Origin of the sequence: Clostridium gallinarum, assembly GCF_014836325.1 — a bacterium.
Classification (GTDB): Bacteria; Bacillota; Clostridia; order Clostridiales; family Clostridiaceae; genus Clostridium; species Clostridium gallinarum.
Genome location: NZ_JACSQZ010000020.1, coordinates 14,888 through 31,894 on the forward strand (window position 1 = coordinate 14,888; position 17,007 = coordinate 31,894).

At 27.3% G+C, this 17,007-nt stretch carries 13 protein-coding genes; 12 read left to right on the forward strand and 1 reads right to left on the reverse strand.

All coding sequences use genetic code 11. The features are described 5' to 3' along the window. Positions 1-36 precede the first annotated feature (36 nt). The 7 genes from H9660_RS07315 to H9660_RS07345 all read left to right on the forward strand — a co-directional run bounded on the left by H9660_RS07315 (position 37) and on the right by H9660_RS07345 (position 9,242). Positions 37-975, forward strand: coding sequence for an L-lactate dehydrogenase (locus H9660_RS07315; RefSeq protein WP_191749718.1), 939 nt, complete (start codon positions 37-39; stop codon positions 973-975). Positions 976-1,160: 185 nt separating this feature from the next. After that, on the forward strand, positions 1,161-2,555 hold the full coding sequence (locus tag H9660_RS07320; protein WP_191749719.1) for a L,D-transpeptidase family protein: 1,395 nt from the start codon (positions 1,161-1,163) through the stop codon (positions 2,553-2,555). A 117-nt stretch (positions 2,556-2,672) separates the two neighbouring features. Beyond that, positions 2,673-3,044: a hypothetical protein gene (locus H9660_RS07325; RefSeq protein WP_191749720.1), complete on the forward strand. Its 372-nt coding sequence runs from the start codon at positions 2,673-2,675 to the stop codon at positions 3,042-3,044. A gap of 32 nt (positions 3,045-3,076) precedes the next feature. After that, the gene (locus H9660_RS07330) at positions 3,077-3,391 is read left to right on the forward strand and encodes a hypothetical protein (protein WP_191749721.1); all 315 of its coding nucleotides are present in this window, start codon (positions 3,077-3,079) and stop codon (positions 3,389-3,391) included. A 217-nt stretch (positions 3,392-3,608) separates the two neighbouring features. Continuing rightward, on the forward strand, positions 3,609-4,442 hold the full coding sequence (locus tag H9660_RS07335) for a deoxyribonuclease IV (RefSeq protein ID WP_191749722.1): 834 nt from the start codon (positions 3,609-3,611) through the stop codon (positions 4,440-4,442). Positions 4,443-4,586: 144 nt separating this feature from the next. After that, positions 4,587-5,753, forward strand: a complete 1,167-nt coding sequence (locus tag H9660_RS07340; RefSeq protein WP_191749723.1) for a class I SAM-dependent methyltransferase — start codon at positions 4,587-4,589, stop codon at positions 5,751-5,753. Between the two features lie 117 nt (positions 5,754-5,870). Further along, positions 5,871-9,242: an AAA family ATPase gene (locus H9660_RS07345; RefSeq protein ID WP_191749724.1), complete on the forward strand. Its 3,372-nt coding sequence runs from the start codon at positions 5,871-5,873 to the stop codon at positions 9,240-9,242. 290 nt (positions 9,243-9,532) lie between these two features. On the opposite strand, the gene H9660_RS07350 is transcribed toward H9660_RS07345, so the two are convergent. Continuing rightward, the gene (locus H9660_RS07350; protein ID WP_191749725.1) at positions 9,533-10,606 is read right to left on the reverse strand and encodes a GerMN domain-containing protein; all 1,074 of its coding nucleotides are present in this window, start codon (positions 10,604-10,606) and stop codon (positions 9,533-9,535) included. 122 nt (positions 10,607-10,728) lie between these two features. Between H9660_RS07350 and H9660_RS07355 the strand changes: the two genes are divergently transcribed. From H9660_RS07355 to dpaL, 5 genes are all read left to right on the forward strand, one after another. Further along, positions 10,729-11,712: an alpha/beta hydrolase gene (locus H9660_RS07355; RefSeq protein ID WP_191749726.1), complete on the forward strand. Its 984-nt coding sequence runs from the start codon at positions 10,729-10,731 to the stop codon at positions 11,710-11,712. A gap of 395 nt (positions 11,713-12,107) precedes the next feature. Continuing rightward, complete coding sequence (locus H9660_RS07360; RefSeq protein WP_191749727.1) at positions 12,108-13,421, forward strand: YgeY family selenium metabolism-linked hydrolase; 1,314 nt, start codon at positions 12,108-12,110, stop codon at positions 13,419-13,421. 78 nt (positions 13,422-13,499) lie between these two features. After that, positions 13,500-14,693: a knotted carbamoyltransferase YgeW gene (gene ygeW, locus H9660_RS07365; RefSeq protein ID WP_191749748.1), complete on the forward strand. Its 1,194-nt coding sequence runs from the start codon at positions 13,500-13,502 to the stop codon at positions 14,691-14,693. Positions 14,694-14,799: 106 nt separating this feature from the next. Continuing rightward, positions 14,800-15,732, forward strand: coding sequence for a carbamate kinase (gene arcC / locus H9660_RS07370; protein WP_191749728.1), 933 nt, complete (start codon positions 14,800-14,802; stop codon positions 15,730-15,732). A gap of 17 nt (positions 15,733-15,749) precedes the next feature. After that, on the forward strand, positions 15,750-16,958 hold the full coding sequence (gene dpaL / locus H9660_RS07375; RefSeq protein ID WP_191749729.1) for a diaminopropionate ammonia-lyase: 1,209 nt from the start codon (positions 15,750-15,752) through the stop codon (positions 16,956-16,958). The last annotated feature ends 49 nt before the right edge of the window (positions 16,959-17,007 follow it).

Below are 17,007 nucleotides of genomic sequence, written 5' to 3' on the forward strand. Positions count from 1 at the left end.
GATAAAAAATTCCAAAAAGGATGAAGGTGTATATTTATGAGTAAAATATCAATCATTGGTGCAGGAGCAATTGGAGCTACAACTGCCTTTGCCTTATTACAAAAAGAAATTGCAAGAGAAATAGTTATAAATGATATTAATCAAGAAAAGGCATTAGGAGAAGTTCTTGATTTAATGCATGGTAGTTCTTTGACTAGTCCTTGTAATGTTACTTTAGGAGCTTTAGAGGATACTAAAGATTCAGATATTATAATAATTACTGCTGGAGTTGCTCAAAAGCCAGGAGAAACTAGACTGGATTTAGTTGATAGGAATTATAAGATTTTTAAGAGTTTTGTACCAACATTAGCAAAGCTTAGTCCAAATGCAATACTATTAGTTGTTTCAAATCCTGTAGATATATTATCTTATATGACTTATAAACTTTCAGGATTTCCAAAAGAAAGAGTCATTGGTTCTGGAACAGTTTTAGATACTACTAGACTTAGAAGTTTACTTGGAAAGTATTTTGGTGTTGATGGAAGAATAGTTCAAGGATATGTATTAGGAGAACATGGAGATAGTGAGTTCGTTCCATGGTCATCTTCAACTATAGGAAATATTCCAATTAAAGATTTTTCAGAGCAGTTATCAATTGAATGGGATGAGGAAACAGAAAAGGTTATAGCAGATGATGTAAAGAATGCAGCCTATGAAGTTATTAATAGAAAAGGAGCAACAGAGTTTTCAGTTGCTGCTGTTTTAACAAGAATTGTTGAGGCCTTTTTAAAAGATGAAAAAACTATATTATCAGTTTCAACTTTATTAAATGATTACTATGGTGTAAGTGAAACTTATTTAAGTGTTCCAACAATAGTAGGTAAAAATGGAGTGGAAAAAGTATTAAATATTGAGTTTTCAGAAGAAGAAAAAGAAAAGTTTGTAACCTCAGCTAATTTAATGAAACAGTATATAGATAGAATAAATGAAAATTAATTAAGTGATTATTAAGAAAGTAGATTATATATTTTATAGTCTGCTTTTTTTTATATAGTAAATTATATAAATATTATCTTATCAGTAAATTTTCATAGGTAAATATTATGAAGAATGAGTTTTAAAAAAGTATAAATAAACATATTATACAATAGCTATCATTTTATTGGGGGAGGGAACGAGACATGATCAATAAATTTATAAGTAGAACTATAAAAAAGAAATTTATAGGCGGAACTATTATATTAATATCTTCTTTAATTTTAATATATATACTTTCATCAATGTATTTTATTAATCATTTTTTCTTTAATACTGAAGTTAATGGAGTAAATTTATCTTTAAAGAATTATAAAGATGCAAATGAGATTTTAAAAGATGAGATAAGTAAATACAATATAGAGATTATTGGGAGAGACAAAAGAAATGAAATTATTAAAGGAGAAGATATAAAAATATATTATAAAGAAAAAGATATAGGAGAAGAAATAAAAAAATATCAAAATATATTTAAATGGGGTTTATCTTTAATAAATAAAAAGGATTATTATATTGAAGGAATAATTGATTTTGATGAAGAAATTTTATTAGAAAAAGTAAGTGGTTTAGATATTGTAAATAATAATATAATAGATCCAATAAACGTAGAATTTAAATACATTAATGGAAGTTATGAAATTAATCCAGAAGTATATGGAAATAAAATAAATAAAAATAAATTTATAAAAGTTTTAATTGATAGTATTAAGAGTGGAAGGAAGACTTTGGATCTAGATAATGAGTTGTGTTATGAAAACCCAGAGTATACTATGGATTGTGAAATAGCAATAGAAACTAATGATTTATTAAATAAATACGTAAAAACAAAAATAACTTACTTATTTGGAGAAAATAAGGAAGAATTAAATGGAGATATTATATCTAAATGGATAACAATTAATGATGATTTGAGTGTAACAATTAATGAAAAGTATTTAAAAGAATACATAGCTAGGTTAAGTGAAAAGTATAATACTGTTGGTATAGAAAGAGATTTTAAAACTTCAATAGGAAAGAGTGTCAAAGTAAAAGGAGGATATTACGGTTGGAAAATAAATTCAATAGCTGAGGAAAAAATGCTTCTAGAAAATATTAAATTAGGGGCAGTTTTAGAAAAGGAGCCTATATATACTCAAAAAGCCCTATATAGAGATGGGGATGATATAGGTAATACTTATGTAGAGATAAATATAACAAGACAATATCTTTGGTTTTATAAGAATGGGCAATTAGTGACAGAAGGTTCAATAGTAAGTGGAGATCCGAGAAAAGGATATTCAACAGCTTTAGGAACATATATGCTAAATTATAAACAAAAAGATGCAGTTTTAAATGGACCAGGTTATGAAGCTAAGGTTACTTATTGGATGCCTTTCAATGGGAATATAGGTATCCATGATGCTAGCTGGAGGTATTCATTTGGATCTAATATTTATCAAAATGATGGAACTCATGGATGTGTAAATGCTCCAATAAGTTTAGCTAAAAAGATATTTGATAATATAGATTCAGGCACACCAGTTATATGTTATGAAGAATAAAAAAGGAAAAAGATATTTGTTAATACAAAAATTAAGAAAAAGTGAGTATAAGTGATAAAATAGTAATATATACCCTGGTAAATTATGTTATAATAAAAGCGAAAAGGGGGGATATTTATGAAGGATGAGCGATTAACAATATTAAAAAAATCATTTATTTGGGGATTAGTATGGCTTATCTTAGCAGTGATAATAGGCTTTATAATAACTAAATTTATGAGTTCTAGAAGCTTACAAGATATATTGTTTATTGAAGGATTAGTATTAATTTTTATTGGGATTTTTGCCTCTATATCTGGAGATCCTAGAGCTGTATCCATTCAAGGATTAGGTCAGAATAATGCTCAATATATAAATAATGCTAATTTAGAAGTAGCAAGGTTGGAAAAGGAAAAGGTTCATATAAAAACTGATATTAAATTTGCATTAAGTACTTTTTCACTAGTTATTGGTGGGGTTCTATCTATTATAGTAACCTTTATATTTTAATTATTAATAATAAATAGAAAAGGAGAATACTTATGAAAAATAATAGAATATCTTTAATTCAAAAAATTATAACTGGATCATTAGTATGGTTTGCTTTATCAATAATAGTAGGAATATTAATAACAAAATTTACTCAATTTAATAGTCTTCAAGATGTATTATTTGTAGAAGGATTATTACTAATATTTATAGGGATTTTTTCGTCTATATCAGCAGATTCTATATCATTTTTTTTGAATGGAGGTTTTAGGACCTATAGAAGTAAAATAAATTTACTATTTTCTTTAGGAACATTTTCTTTATTTGTAGCAGGGGTTATGTCTTCAGTAATAACATTTATAATGTAGTATTTTTAATTTATAATATATAGAAAATTAAATAATATATAATTAATGGGTTGGCTATGACAACCCATTTTTATTTTTATAAAATTATAATAGAATAATAAATATTTATTAGTTAATAAGAATTATTAATTAGACTTGATTTATTAGTATTTATTATAGTATTATTTAGTTATTAAATGAGAAATATAAATATATAGATATAGATTATGGAGGGAAAATGTTAAATATAGGATGTCACTTATCAACAACTAAAGGTTTTGAAAATATGGGAAAGGAAGCTTTAGAGATAGGAGCAAATACTTTTCAATTTTTTACTAGAAACCCTAGGGGAGGAAAAGCAAAGGATATAGATATGAAAGATATGGAAGGTCTTTTAAAAATAGCTAGAGAAAATAACTTTGCTACTATTTTAGCTCATGCACCATACACATTAAATGCATGCTCAGCAGATGAAAGAACTAGAGAGTTTGCAAGAGAAATGATGGAAGATGATTTAAGAAGAATGGAATTTATGCCAAATAACTTATATAACTTTCATCCAGGTAGTCACGTTAAACAAGGTGTGGAAATCGGAATAAACTACATAGTTGAGCTTTTAAATAATGTATTAAGAGAAGATCAAACGACAACTGTATTATTAGAAACTATGGCAGGAAAAGGTTCAGAAGTTGGAAGAACCTTTGAAGAGATAGCAGAAATAATATCAAGAGTTGAGCTTAAGGATAAAATGGGAGTATGTTTAGATACTTGTCATATTTATGATGCAGGATATGATATTGTAAATAACTTAGATGGAGTTTTAGAAGAATTTGATAGAGTTATTGGATTAGATAGATTAAAAGCAATTCACTTAAATGATAGTAAAAATCCGTTTAAAAGTCATAAAGATAGACATGAAAAAATCGGAGAAGGATTCTTAGGCTTAGATGCAATAACAAATATAATAAATCATCCAAAGCTTAAGCATTTACCATTTTTCCTTGAAACACCAAATGAATTAGATGGATATGCTAAAGAAATAGAGCTATTAAGAAGCAGATATGAGGAATAATTTACTTTCTTTAGTTTTAAAGTGGACATATTCAAGTTTTCGATAAATTGAATTAAATAAGATGATATATTATTTTATTTTATTAACTTGATATAATTTACTTTCTTGTGTATCATATTTGATAGTTAGAAAGGTGTGTTTTTAATGGAAGAGTTAATAAAGGCAATTAAAGAAATTGTAGCGGAAGAAGTTATAAAAATAGTTATTAGCAATAAGTTAAATAAAGATGTGGAATATAATAAAATTAATGTAGTCTTAAAGATAAATAATAAGGATAAGAAGTATTATCAAGTAGAAAAATTTACTGATAAACAAGTATTTCATGAAAATATTGAAGTTAATGAATTAGAAAAAACTTTAAATAATTTAGTAAATAATAAATATAAACAATTATCTGCATGGTCTAGTAATACTACCTTTGACTTAAAGATATCTAAAAAAGGTAAGGTTTTTCTTGGAAAGAAGAAATCAAATAACGAAAATTTATTTAATAAAAGTCATAATAAAGAGAAGAATTATATCTTAAAGGAAGGCATGATAATAGAACCTTTAATAGACTTAGGTGTATTTACTAAAGAAGGTAAGGTTATAAATTCTAAGTATGATAAGTATAAACAAATAAATAGATTTATTGAAATAATAGATGATGAAATAAAGAAAAATAATTATGAAGAGCTAACTATATTAGATTTTGGATGTGGAAAATCATATTTAACCTTTGTTTTATATTATTACTTTGTAGAAATTAAGAATATTAAAGTTAAAATGATTGGCTTAGATCTTAAGGCCGATGTTATTAAAAAGTGTAACGAAATTGCAAAGAGATATAAATATGATAATTTACATTTTGAATTAGGGGATATAAATGGTTATAAGTATGAAAATAAGGTTGATATGGTAATAACTTTGCATGCTTGTGATACAGCAACAGATTATGCCTTATATAATGCAATAAAGTGGAAGGCGAAAATGATTTTTTCAGTACCATGTTGTCAACATGAATTTAATACTCAAATGAAACCTGAATCATTATCCATTATTTCTAAATACGGTATAATTCAAGAAAGAATATCTGCTTTAATGACAGATTCAGTAAGAGGAAATCTTCTTGAAGCTTCAGGATATAAAACTCAGCTTTTAGAATTTATTGATATAGCTCATTCACCTAAAAATATTTTAATTAGAGCATCAAAAGCTAATATTTCAAAAGATAAGAAAGAAAAGGCTTTAAATGAAGTAGATACATTAATTAGAGAATTTAATTTTAAACCAACATTATTAGACTTATTAAAAAATGATAAATTAATATAACTTACAATGCTGTACTTGATTATTTAAGTACAGCATTTTGATTTATGATTAACTTAGTAAAATTAAGAAGATAATAATATTAAATAAACGTAAATGAATAGGAAAAAGGAGAATAGTATGGAAAATAAAGAAGTGAAATTAAAAATTGAAAAGAAATTGAATAAAGAATTTATAGGGCAAGAAGAGTATTTTAAATACATTACAGAATATTTTGTTGATAAAGTTGAGAAAAAAGAAAAGGGAATAATAATTGTATCAGGACAAAAAAATACTTTCAAAAAGGTAAGTATTAGAACTCTATTTGAAGAATTATATGAAGAAAAGATAATAAATAATAGAAATTTAGATGAAATTGATTTATCAGCTTATAATTTTAATATGGGATATAATGCTTTTTTAACTGATTTATATGAAAAACTTAATAATACATCTGAAGCAATAATGTTTAAAAATACAGAAAAGGCATCAAAAGAAATAATAGAATTGTTATCTAAAATTTATCCTAATTCCTGTATTAGGCTCAAAAATAATTATTCAGTAAAAAATAAATTTTTAATAGAAGCAGAAAAAGAAGAAAAAAATGTAATAAATGAAATGGTGTGTCATAATAAATTTTTTGTTTTTATTTTCAATTATGAAGATAGAAATGAATTAGATGAATTCTTAGAAGAAGCTTTAAAAAATGTAGAGAAGATTTTACATACTAAGGAACTTACAGATAAAGAAAAGAACATTATTATTAAGGATGATTTAGATGATGAAATAGAAAAAGTAAAAAAAGACTTTGGAATACAATTATTATTGGGCTATAAGGAAGGAACTGTAGAAAAAGACAATTATAGTGTATATGAATATTTACAAGAATCATTTAGAAGAAGAGGAAGCTTTAATATTACAGAATATATAAATTATATATTTAGTAATCCAATAAGAAGTTTAATAGTTAAAGAAGGATTAATACAAGGTGAAAAGATACTAATTTACGTTGAAAATAATAATTTAAGATGCCAAATTAATAATGAAATATACAACTTAAATAATTACTCAATACCTACTTTAGAGGAAGTAAAATATAAACTTGAGTCTATTATAGGTGTAAATGAACTAAAGGAATTCTTAGTGAACATAGAAAATAATAATAAGGTTCAAAAAATTAGGGAAAAGCTTGGACTTAAAACATCATATATATCATTAAATATGATATTTGCTGGTAATGCAGGGACAGGAAAAACTAATGCAGCAAGAATTACATACGAATATTTAAATGCTCTTGGACTGCTTTCAAAAGGAGTTTTAGTAGAGGTAAGTAAAGCTGATTTTATAACTGAAAATGCTAATGATACTGCTAAAAGAACAAATGACATTATTAATTCAGCATTAGGAGGTGTTCTATTTATAGATGAAGCTTATTCTTTATGTGAAAGTGAAGATGATAAGATTGGTAAGGAAATAGTAGATGCATTACTAAAAGGGATTGAAGATAATAGAAATAACTTAACAGTAATTTTAGCTGGTTATGAAAAAGATATGGATAAATTCTTAAGTTTAAACCAAGGACTTAAGTCAAGATTTCCTAATGTAATACATTTTGAAGATTATACTCCTAATGAAATGTATGAAATAGCTATTCAAATAGCAAAGTCTAAGGGGTATAGAGTTGCGAATAATGTTAAAAAAGAATTAATTGATTTATTTACTAGGAATCAGCTTACTAGCAAGAATGAACTAGGTAACGCAAGGTTTGTAAGAAATATAATTGAAAATGCAATTATATATTCTTCAAGAAAATATTTAAATAATAATAAAAGTGAAATAGATCTTTTAGAAAGAGAAGATTTTAACTTTAAAGCAAATGCAAAATTTGATTTAGAAGAAAAATTAAAAAATATTATAGGACTTGAAGAAGTTAAAAAATTATTAAGAAGTCAATATAAGTTATTAGTAGCTCAAGAAAAAAGAAAGTCAGTTGGAGTAAATACAGAGATTGAGCAAAATTTAAATATGGTTTTTGCAGGTAATCCTGGTACTGGTAAAACTAGTATTGCAAGGTTAGTAGCAGAAATGTTAAATAGTATGGGCTTTTTAAAGGTTGGACAACTAATTGAAAGTGATAGATCAAGTTTTGTATCGAATATACCAGGAGAAACTGCTAAAAAGACAGAAGAGAAATTTAAAGAAGCTATTGGAGGAGTTTTATTTATAGACGAAGCTTATACATTGGCCACAGATAGTTTAGGAAGAGAGGCAATAGAGACCTTATTAAAGTTAGTTGAAGACTACTCAAGAGAAGTAATAGTTATATTAGCTGGATACGAAGAAGAAATGGAGAATTTTTTCGATGTTAATATAGGTCTAAGATCAAGATTTCCATTATGGACTAACTTTGAAGACTATAATCCAAATGAATTATTGGAAATGGCAATTAGGTTAATTGAAGCTAAAGGATTTAAGCTATCTAAAAATGGATATAATGCTCTTAAGAAAAGTTTTGTGGATATTTATGAGAATTCAGATGCACAATCTGGTAATGGTAGAATGGTAAGAAATTATGTTGAAAACTTAATAAGAGTTCAAAGTATAAGAATAGTAGAAGAAGATACTAGTGTATATGAAATAAATTTAATTACTGCAAAGGATATAGAAAATCTTAATACTTCGCAAAATGATAATGAATTTGATCTAGAAAAGCGTTTAAATAATTTAGTTGGTAATGAGGAAGCTAAAGAGTTTTTAAGAAATCAATATAAATTAATTAGGGTTAAGGAAAAGAGAAAAAAATTAGGATTATCTACTGACATAAATAGATATATGAATATAGTATTTACAGGTGAGGTAGGAACTGGTAAAAAGACTGTATTAAATATATTTTCAGAAATATTATATAGTATGGGCATAGTAAAAGCTAAGAATATTGTAGAGATAAATAAAGATGAGGCTTTAGAGTGTATAAATAATAATACATCTTTTGAAGAAGTTTTAAATAAACAAATAGGAAAAGTAATTTATATAGATGGAGCTGAAGCTTTCTTAAAGCCTTATTCTAAGAAAATACTTAAAGATTTAATTAAATTTATGGATAAGCATAGCAATAATACTGTAGTAACATTATCAGGACGAGAAGAAGATATTAGAAAGTTAATGTATATAAATCCTGAATTAAATTATAGATTTTCCTCCATGCTAAACTTTAATGATTATAGTAAGGAAGATTTAATACATATGGCTTTAGGAATTCTAGAAAAGAAAGGATATATTTTAGATAAAACTTCAAAGAAACAATTATCAGACACTGTAACGGAACTTTATAATAATGAAAAATTAACTTTAAGAAATGCTCTTATGGTAAAACAATATTTAGATATATTAATTAGAGAGCAAAGTATTAGAATATTTGATACACGAATTAATAGTAAAGAAATTAATCTTATTAATTCAAATGATATTTATAGAAGTAAGGAGCAATTTATTATTAAAAATATATATAAATAACATAGTATTCATAATTTCCTTCCTTCAGTTAGCAAAGAGATAAACATTGTATGAGGTTGACTTGGAGCGCATGCGACGGAGCAAGGAATATAATGTTTATCTCTTATTTTATTACTTAGGAAATTATATCTATGTACAAATTGTAGATAATTTTATCAGAATAGTAAAATTCGTAGTGTAAGAATTAGAGTTCTTATAATTTCCTTCCTTCAGTTTGGAAGTGTTAAAATATCATAGCAAGGTGACTTGGAGCTTGCGACGGAACCTGGATATGATACTTTAACACTTTTTTACTGGTATTCTTTAATATTAATCACATTTATATTTATAGATTCATTAGCATTAAAAATAATATGACTACCTTCATAAGGTTTTCCATCAACTAAAATTATAACTTTGTTAACATTATAATTATAACTGTAAGTTAATGCTAAAGTTTTTAAAGCTGCAGCCTCAGTACCTGATCCAAAGTTTTTTAATAAATTATAATAAGATTCAGATAAATCTACAGTTAGTGTATCGTTATTTAGCTTAGCAGATTTTACAGCTAAGTTATCTCCGAATTTTAAAAGGTTATCATTTGGAATATTTTTAATTTCATTTGTTAAAGCTGTCACTAAAGCACTATCAATAACTTCAATTGATTTATCTTTGTAATAGTACATATCATCACTAGCATTATAATAATAGATTCTACAATTGATATTTGTTATATTTGAAGATGTTTTAATATCAGTAGAATAAGTTTCTTCAGAGTAGGGAATAGCACTAGTGTAATCAACATTAAAATAACCTTCTGGTAAATCGCCACGAAGAGATGAATATAATTCGTCTTTAAAGTATATAGCTACTTTTTTTATATTTAAATTATAACCATAAGTTGAAAGTAAAGAGCTTAAAAGGCCGCTTTCAGTAGCTGATCCTAGAAGCATTTTATCAATATAGGATGATGAAAAAACAATTTTTAAAAGACCTGTAGATTCATCTAATGATGCTGATGTTATTTCAACATCTTTAGTAAGATTTAAGAAATTTTTGTTTGGAGAATAATTTTGAAGTTCAGTTGTTAATGATTTAATTATTGCTTTATCAGTAACATCAACTTCCTTATCTACATAGTATAATTCATAATTTATCGTATCAAAGTAAAATAATCTAACATTTTTTTTTGTTAAACTTTCACTATTATTGGATATATTATTTTTTTCTTCATTAGTAATTGGAGTTTCTTTTTTATTATTTTCATTTTCAAAACTTTCATTTTCTTTATTAGGTAAATTAGAAATATCATTACTTTTATTACATCCAATTAGGATAAAAGAAAGTATAAATGAAAAAAATAATAAAAAGAATTTTTTTTGCATTGAATCACATCCTTTTTAGGTAATTAGTATATTCTATTTACTTATATTTAGATTATTGACAAATATAATATAAAATAATGTAAAATATATTAATAAATAATACTTTATGCAAGGAGAGGATTATGAAGAAGTTTTTGAAAATAGTAGGAATTATATTATTAATATTAATATTTACAGGTGGAGTGTATCTTTTTTCAATTAAAGATAAGATAAATTTGACTGTAAATATATTAAGAAAATATTCAGAGTTTATAAATGAAAATAATATAGATACAAAAAATATTGTGGCAATAGAATTAGAGAGCGATAAGGATTATAAGGAAGTTCAATATAAAAATACACATGGAGTTCCTTTAACATTAGATATATATGAAGCAAAGAAAACTTTAAAAAATGGTTCTCCAGTTCTTTTATATGTACATGGAGGAAGTTGGGTTTATGGCACTAAAGAAATTCCAAATGTCATATCTCCACTTCTTGATGCATTTAGAGAAGAAGGATTTGTAATAATAAGTACAAGTTATGAATTAATGAGAGGAGAAGAAAACTTTAATAAGCAGATATCGGATATTAAAGATACTATTAGATGGATATATAAAAATAAAGAAGAGTATAATTTTAATACCGATAAAATTGGTGTAATAGGTGCATCTTCAGGTGCACATTTATCATTAATTGCTACATATAGTAAAGAAGATGAATTTATTGATGATGAAGATCTTAAAAATTATCCCTCTAATATAAAATTTTTAGTTGATTTCTTCGGACCAACAGATTTAAACACTTTAGATATGAATAATGTTACTTGGGATTTACAACAAGTGATAGATTCTTTAGGAAATAATAAAGAGGAAATTTTCAACAAATATAGTGCTATTAATTATGTAGATAGTAATGAACCAAATACTTTAATAGTTCATAGTAAAAAGGATTCTTTAGTTCCATATAGTAACGCAGAAATTCTTTATAACAAATTACTTGAAAAGAAAAATAAGGTAAATATTATTACTTTAGAAGGAGCAAGTCATGATTTTTCAGAGTTTGATATAGATGAAATAATATCAGTTGGAACTAAAATGTTAAAGTTTATATTACAAAATATTTAGATACTAGAATATTATATTTATGTTTAGCTAATTATATTTAATGAAAGACTAGATTTCTTTTTCCAACCACATTTTAATAAGCCATGGGGTATTTTAAATTCAGTAGCATTAAAGAAAATAGATTAAAATATGAAAACGGTCTTATCAAAATGATAAAAAGCATATAAAATAGCTTTAAAGCTAAGAAAATACTATAAATAACCAAAGTGATAAAGAGTTATCAATATGATAATTCTTTATTTTTTTGCCTTTTAAAAGATATATATAACATTAAAATTCAATGAAAAAGGTAGAAAACAATCAAAAAAAGTTGGCACGGAAGTTGCTTATTAATATTAGTGAATCGAAAAGATTAAAAAATAATATTTTATATAAAACTAAAGGGGGAACAAAACATGGATTTTAAGCAAATTAAAGCAAGTGCAGAAAATTATGAGAAACAAATGACTAAATTTTTAAGAGATTTAGTTGCTATTCCTGGTGAAAGTTGTGAAGAAAAAGGTGTTGTAGAACGTATAGCAGAAGAAATGAAAGCTGTAGGTTTTGATAAAGTTGAAATAGACCCACAAGGTAATGTTCTTGGATATATGGGAACAGGTAAGACTTTAATAGGATTTGATGCTCATATTGATACAGTTGGTATAGGAAACAGAGCTAACTGGGAATTTGATCCATATGAAGGATATGAAACTGAAACTGAAATTGGAGGAAGAGGAACTTCAGACCAATTAGGTGGAATAGTTTCAGGGGTTTATGGAGCTAAAATAATGAAGGATTTAGGTCTTTTAAATGAAGAATATACAGCATTAGTTGTTGGTTCAGTTCAAGAAGAAGACTGCGATGGACTTTGTTGGGAATATATAATTAAAGAAGATGGAGTTAAGCCTGAATTTGTAGTTTCTACAGAACCAACAGATGGTGGTATCTATAGAGGACAAAGAGGACGTATGGAAATACGTGTTGATGTTCAAGGAGTTTCTTGCCATGGTTCAGCTCCAGAAAGAGGAGATAATGCAATCTATAAGATGGCTGAAATATTAACTAACATTCGTGATCTTAATGAAAATGATGCTGCTGATGATAAAGAAATCAAAGGCTTAGTAAAAATGTTAGATGAAAAACATAACCCAGAATGGAAGGAAGCTAACTTCTTAGGAAGAGGTACTGTTACAACTTCTGAAATATTCTATACTTCACCAAGCCGTTGTGCAGTTGCAGATTCATGTTCAATTTCATTAGACCGTCGTATGACTGCAGGGGAAACTTGGGAAAGTTGTTTAGAAGAAATTAGACAACTTCCAGCTGTTAAGAAATACAATGCAACAGTAAGTATGTATAACTATGATAGACCAAGCTATACTGGATTAGTTTATCCAATTGAATGCTACTTCCCAACTTGGGTAATTCCTGAAGATCATGTTGTAACAAAAGCAATGGAAGAAGCTTATGAAGGACTTTATGGAACAACAAGAAGTGGATCAGTTCAAACTGATGAAATGAGAAAGGCTCGTCCTCTTACTGATAAATGGACATTCTCAACAAATGGAGTTTCAATAATGGGACGTAATGGAATACCTGTAATTGGATTTGGACCAGGTGCAGAAGCACAAGCTCATGCTCCAAATGAAAAGACTTGGAAAGAAGATTTAGTTAAATGTGCTGCTGTATATGCTGCATTACCAACAATTTACTGTAAAAAGACAAAATAGAAATTTGTTTAAATAACATATAAAAATAAAGTGAATTAATAAAAATAATATAGATAAATGAAGGGTAGGAATATTAAAATGACTTTAATGGACAAACATATCAACGAACTTAACCAACTAGATTTTTCAAAAATGTATAACGATGATTTCATGGAAACTTGGAAGAAAAGTGATGATGAATTAAAAGCTGTATTTACAGTTGCAGAAGCTTTAAGAGATTTAAGAAAGAACAATATCTCAACAAAAATATTTGATAGTGGACTTGGAATTTCTTTATTCAGAGATAACTCAACAAGAACAAGATTTAGCTTTGCATCAGCTTGTAACCTTTTAGGATTAGAAGTTCAAGATTTAGATGAAGGAAAATCTCAAGTAGCTCATGGAGAAACAGTTAGAGAAACTGCTAACATGGTATCATTTATGGCTGACGTTATAGGTATCAGAGATGATATGTATATTGGAAAAGGAAATACTTACATGAGAGAAGTATCTAAGGCTGTAAGAGAAGGATATGAAGAAGGAACATTAGAACAAATTCCTACATTAGTAGATTTACAATGTGATATTGATCACCCAACTCAAGCAATGGCAGATGCTTTACACTTAATCAATGAATTTGGTGGAATTGAAAACTTAAAAGGTAAGAAAGTAGCTATGACTTGGGCTTATTCTCCATCATATGGTAAACCATTATCAGTTCCTCAAGGAATAATTGGATTATTAACAAGATTCGGTATGGACGTTGTTTTAGCTCATCCAGAAGGATATGAAGTAATGCCAGAAGTTGAAGAAGTAGCTAAGAAGAATGCTGAACTTTCAGGTGGAAAATTCACTAAGACTAACTCTATGGAAGAAGCATTTAAAGATGCTGATATCGTATATCCAAAGAGCTGGGCTCCATTTGTTGCTATGGAAAAGAGAACTGAATTATATGGAAATGGCGATTTCGATGGAATTAAAGAATTAGAAAAAGAATTATTAGCACAAAATGCTGAACATAAAGATTGGCAATGTACTGAAGAATTAATGAAGACAACTAAAAATGGAGAAGCATTATACCTACACTGCTTACCAGCTGATATAACAGGTGTTAGTTGTGAAACTGGAGAAGTTGATGCTTCAGTATTTGACAGATATAGAAAGCCTCTTTATAAAGAAGCTAGCTACAAACCATATGTAATTGCAGCTATGATATTCTTAAGCAAGGTTAAGAACCCACAAGAAGTTTTAGCTAAGTTAGAAGAAGCTAAAAAAGATCGTCAAGTTAAATAATTTTAACACTAAATAATAAAAGGGCTTTTATCCAAGAAATAAGAGGATAAAAGCCCTAAATATTCAAACTAATCATATATTCTGAAAAAAGTTGAGGGAGAGAATTATGAAAAAGAAAATTGTAATAGCATTAGGTGGAAATGCTTTAGGAAATAATTTAGAGGAGCAAATGACAGCTGTTAAATCAACTGCAAAAGCTATTGTTGATTTAATAGAAGAGGGACACGAAGTTGTTATATCTCATGGAAATGGACCACAAGTTGGAATGATTAATCTTGCAATGGATGCTTTAACAAAAACAGATAGTAAATATTCAACAATACCAATGTCTGTTTGTGTTGCAATGAGCCAAGGTTATGTAGGATATGATCTTCAAAATGCATTAAGAGAAGAATTAGTAAATAGAAATATAAATAAATCTGTTGCTACAATTATTACTCAAGTAGAAGTAGATAAAAATGATAAAGCATTTGAAAATCCAACAAAGCCAATCGGAAGTTTTATGACAAAGGAAGAAGCAGATAAATTAATCGAACATGGTATCAATGTTATTGAAGATGCTGGAAGAGGTTATAGAAGAGTTGTTGCTTCACCAAAACCACAAAGTATTGTAGAAATTGAGACTATTAAAAGTTTAGTGGATTCAGGAAGTGTTGTAATTGCTTGCGGTGGTGGTGGTATTCCTGTTCTTAAAGAAGGAAACCATTTAAGAGGAGCAAGTGCTGTTATTGATAAAGATTTTGCAAGTGCTACATTAGCAAAAGAATTAGATGCAGACTTCTTAATAATATTAACAGCTGTAGAAAAGGCTGCTATAAACTATGGTAAAGAAAATGAAAAATGGTTAGATAATGTTTCTGTAGAAGAAATGAAAACTTATGTTGAAGAAGGTCATTTTGCACCAGGATCAATGAAGCCAAAAGTTGAAGCTGGTATAGACTTTGCTCAATCAAAAGAAGGAAGACAAGCCTTAATAACATTATTAGAAAAGGCTAAAGATGGAATACTAGGTAAAACTGGTACAAGAATAAGTAAATAGTTTTGGGGGGAAATAAAATGTCAGAAAAGATTTTGTGGAAAGAAAATACAATGCCTAAAAGCGAAGTTAGCTTAGATTTCTTAAGTAATGAAGAAATTAATAAGGTAAGAAATTTTCATAAGAGTTTTCCAGAATATAGTGTAACACCATTAGTTAATTTAGATAATTTAAGTAAAAGATTAGGTGTTAGTGGAATTTATTTAAAGGATGAATCATATAGATTCGGATTAAATGCATTTAAGGTACTTGGTGGTTCCTTTGCAATGGCTAAATATTTAGCACAAAGATTAGATATGGATATTAATGATTTACCATATGAAAAATTAATTTCAGATGAAATTAGAGAAAAGCTTGGAGATATTACTTTCGTTACAGCAACTGATGGAAATCATGGTAGAGGAGTTGCTTGGACTGCAAATAGATTAAAACAAAAATCAGTAGTTTATATGCCAAAGGGTTCTTCTTTAACTAGACTTGAAAATATTAGAAAAGAAGGTGCTGATGCATCTATTACTGATATGAACTATGATGATGCAGTAAGATTAGCTGCTAAGTATGCAGATGAGCATAATGGAGTAGTAGTTCAAGATACAGCGTGGGAAGGCTATGAAGAAATACCTGCATGGATAATGCAAGGATATGGAACTATGGGATTAGAAGCTTTAGAACAATTAAGAAATGATTATAAAGTAAATAGACCAACTCATATTTTCTTACAAGCTGGTGTTGGATCATTAGCTGGTGGAATTCAAGGGTTCTTTGCATCAGTATTTGGAGAAGATTGTCCAACAACTGTTGTAGTAGAAGCTCAAGAAGCTGCATGCTATTATGAATCAGCTATAGCTAATGATGGAAAACCAAGAGCTGTTGGTGGTGATATGCCAACAATAATGGCTGGACTTGCATGTGGAGAAGTTAATATAACTGGTTTTGAAGTATTAAAGAATTATTCAAAGGTATTCGTTTCAGCACCAAACTATGTTGCTGCAAATGGAATGAGAGTTCTTGGAAACCCAATAACTGGAGATGATAAAGTAATATCTGGAGAATCAGGTGCTGTTACTTTAGGTCTTGTATATGAGTTAATGACAAATCCAGAATACAAAGATTTAAAAGAATCTATTGGCTTAGACGAAAATTCAAAAGTACTTTTATTTAGTACTGAAGGAGATACTGATCCAGACAAGTATAGAGAAATTGTTTGGGAAGGAAGTTATAATAGATAATACCTAATATAAAAAAATATATATAAAAGAGTAATTCGTAATTTTTAAT

Excerpts from the sequence above, each read along its gene's own strand:
- H9660_RS07315 (WP_191749718.1), top strand. The coding sequence starts at position 37 with ATGAGTAAAATATCAATCATTGGTGCAGGAGCAATTGGAGCTACAACT.
- H9660_RS07320 (WP_191749719.1), top strand. The coding sequence starts at position 1,161 with ATGATCAATAAATTTATAAGTAGAACTATAAAAAAGAAATTTATAGGC.
- H9660_RS07325 (WP_191749720.1), top strand. The coding sequence starts at position 2,673 with ATGAAGGATGAGCGATTAACAATATTAAAAAAATCATTTATTTGGGGA.
- H9660_RS07330 (WP_191749721.1), top strand. The coding sequence starts at position 3,077 with ATGAAAAATAATAGAATATCTTTAATTCAAAAAATTATAACTGGATCA.
- H9660_RS07335 (WP_191749722.1), top strand. The coding sequence starts at position 3,609 with ATGTTAAATATAGGATGTCACTTATCAACAACTAAAGGTTTTGAAAAT.
- H9660_RS07340 (WP_191749723.1), top strand. The coding sequence starts at position 4,587 with ATGGAAGAGTTAATAAAGGCAATTAAAGAAATTGTAGCGGAAGAAGTT.
- H9660_RS07345 (WP_191749724.1), top strand. The coding sequence starts at position 5,871 with ATGGAAAATAAAGAAGTGAAATTAAAAATTGAAAAGAAATTGAATAAA.
- H9660_RS07350 (WP_191749725.1), bottom strand. The coding sequence starts at position 10,606 with ATGCAAAAAAAATTCTTTTTATTATTTTTTTCATTTATACTTTCTTTT.
- H9660_RS07355 (WP_191749726.1), top strand. The coding sequence starts at position 10,729 with ATGAAGAAGTTTTTGAAAATAGTAGGAATTATATTATTAATATTAATA.
- H9660_RS07360 (WP_191749727.1), top strand. The coding sequence starts at position 12,108 with ATGGATTTTAAGCAAATTAAAGCAAGTGCAGAAAATTATGAGAAACAA.
- ygeW (WP_191749748.1), top strand. The coding sequence starts at position 13,500 with ATGACTTTAATGGACAAACATATCAACGAACTTAACCAACTAGATTTT.
- arcC (WP_191749728.1), top strand. The coding sequence starts at position 14,800 with ATGAAAAAGAAAATTGTAATAGCATTAGGTGGAAATGCTTTAGGAAAT.
- dpaL (WP_191749729.1), top strand. The coding sequence starts at position 15,750 with ATGTCAGAAAAGATTTTGTGGAAAGAAAATACAATGCCTAAAAGCGAA.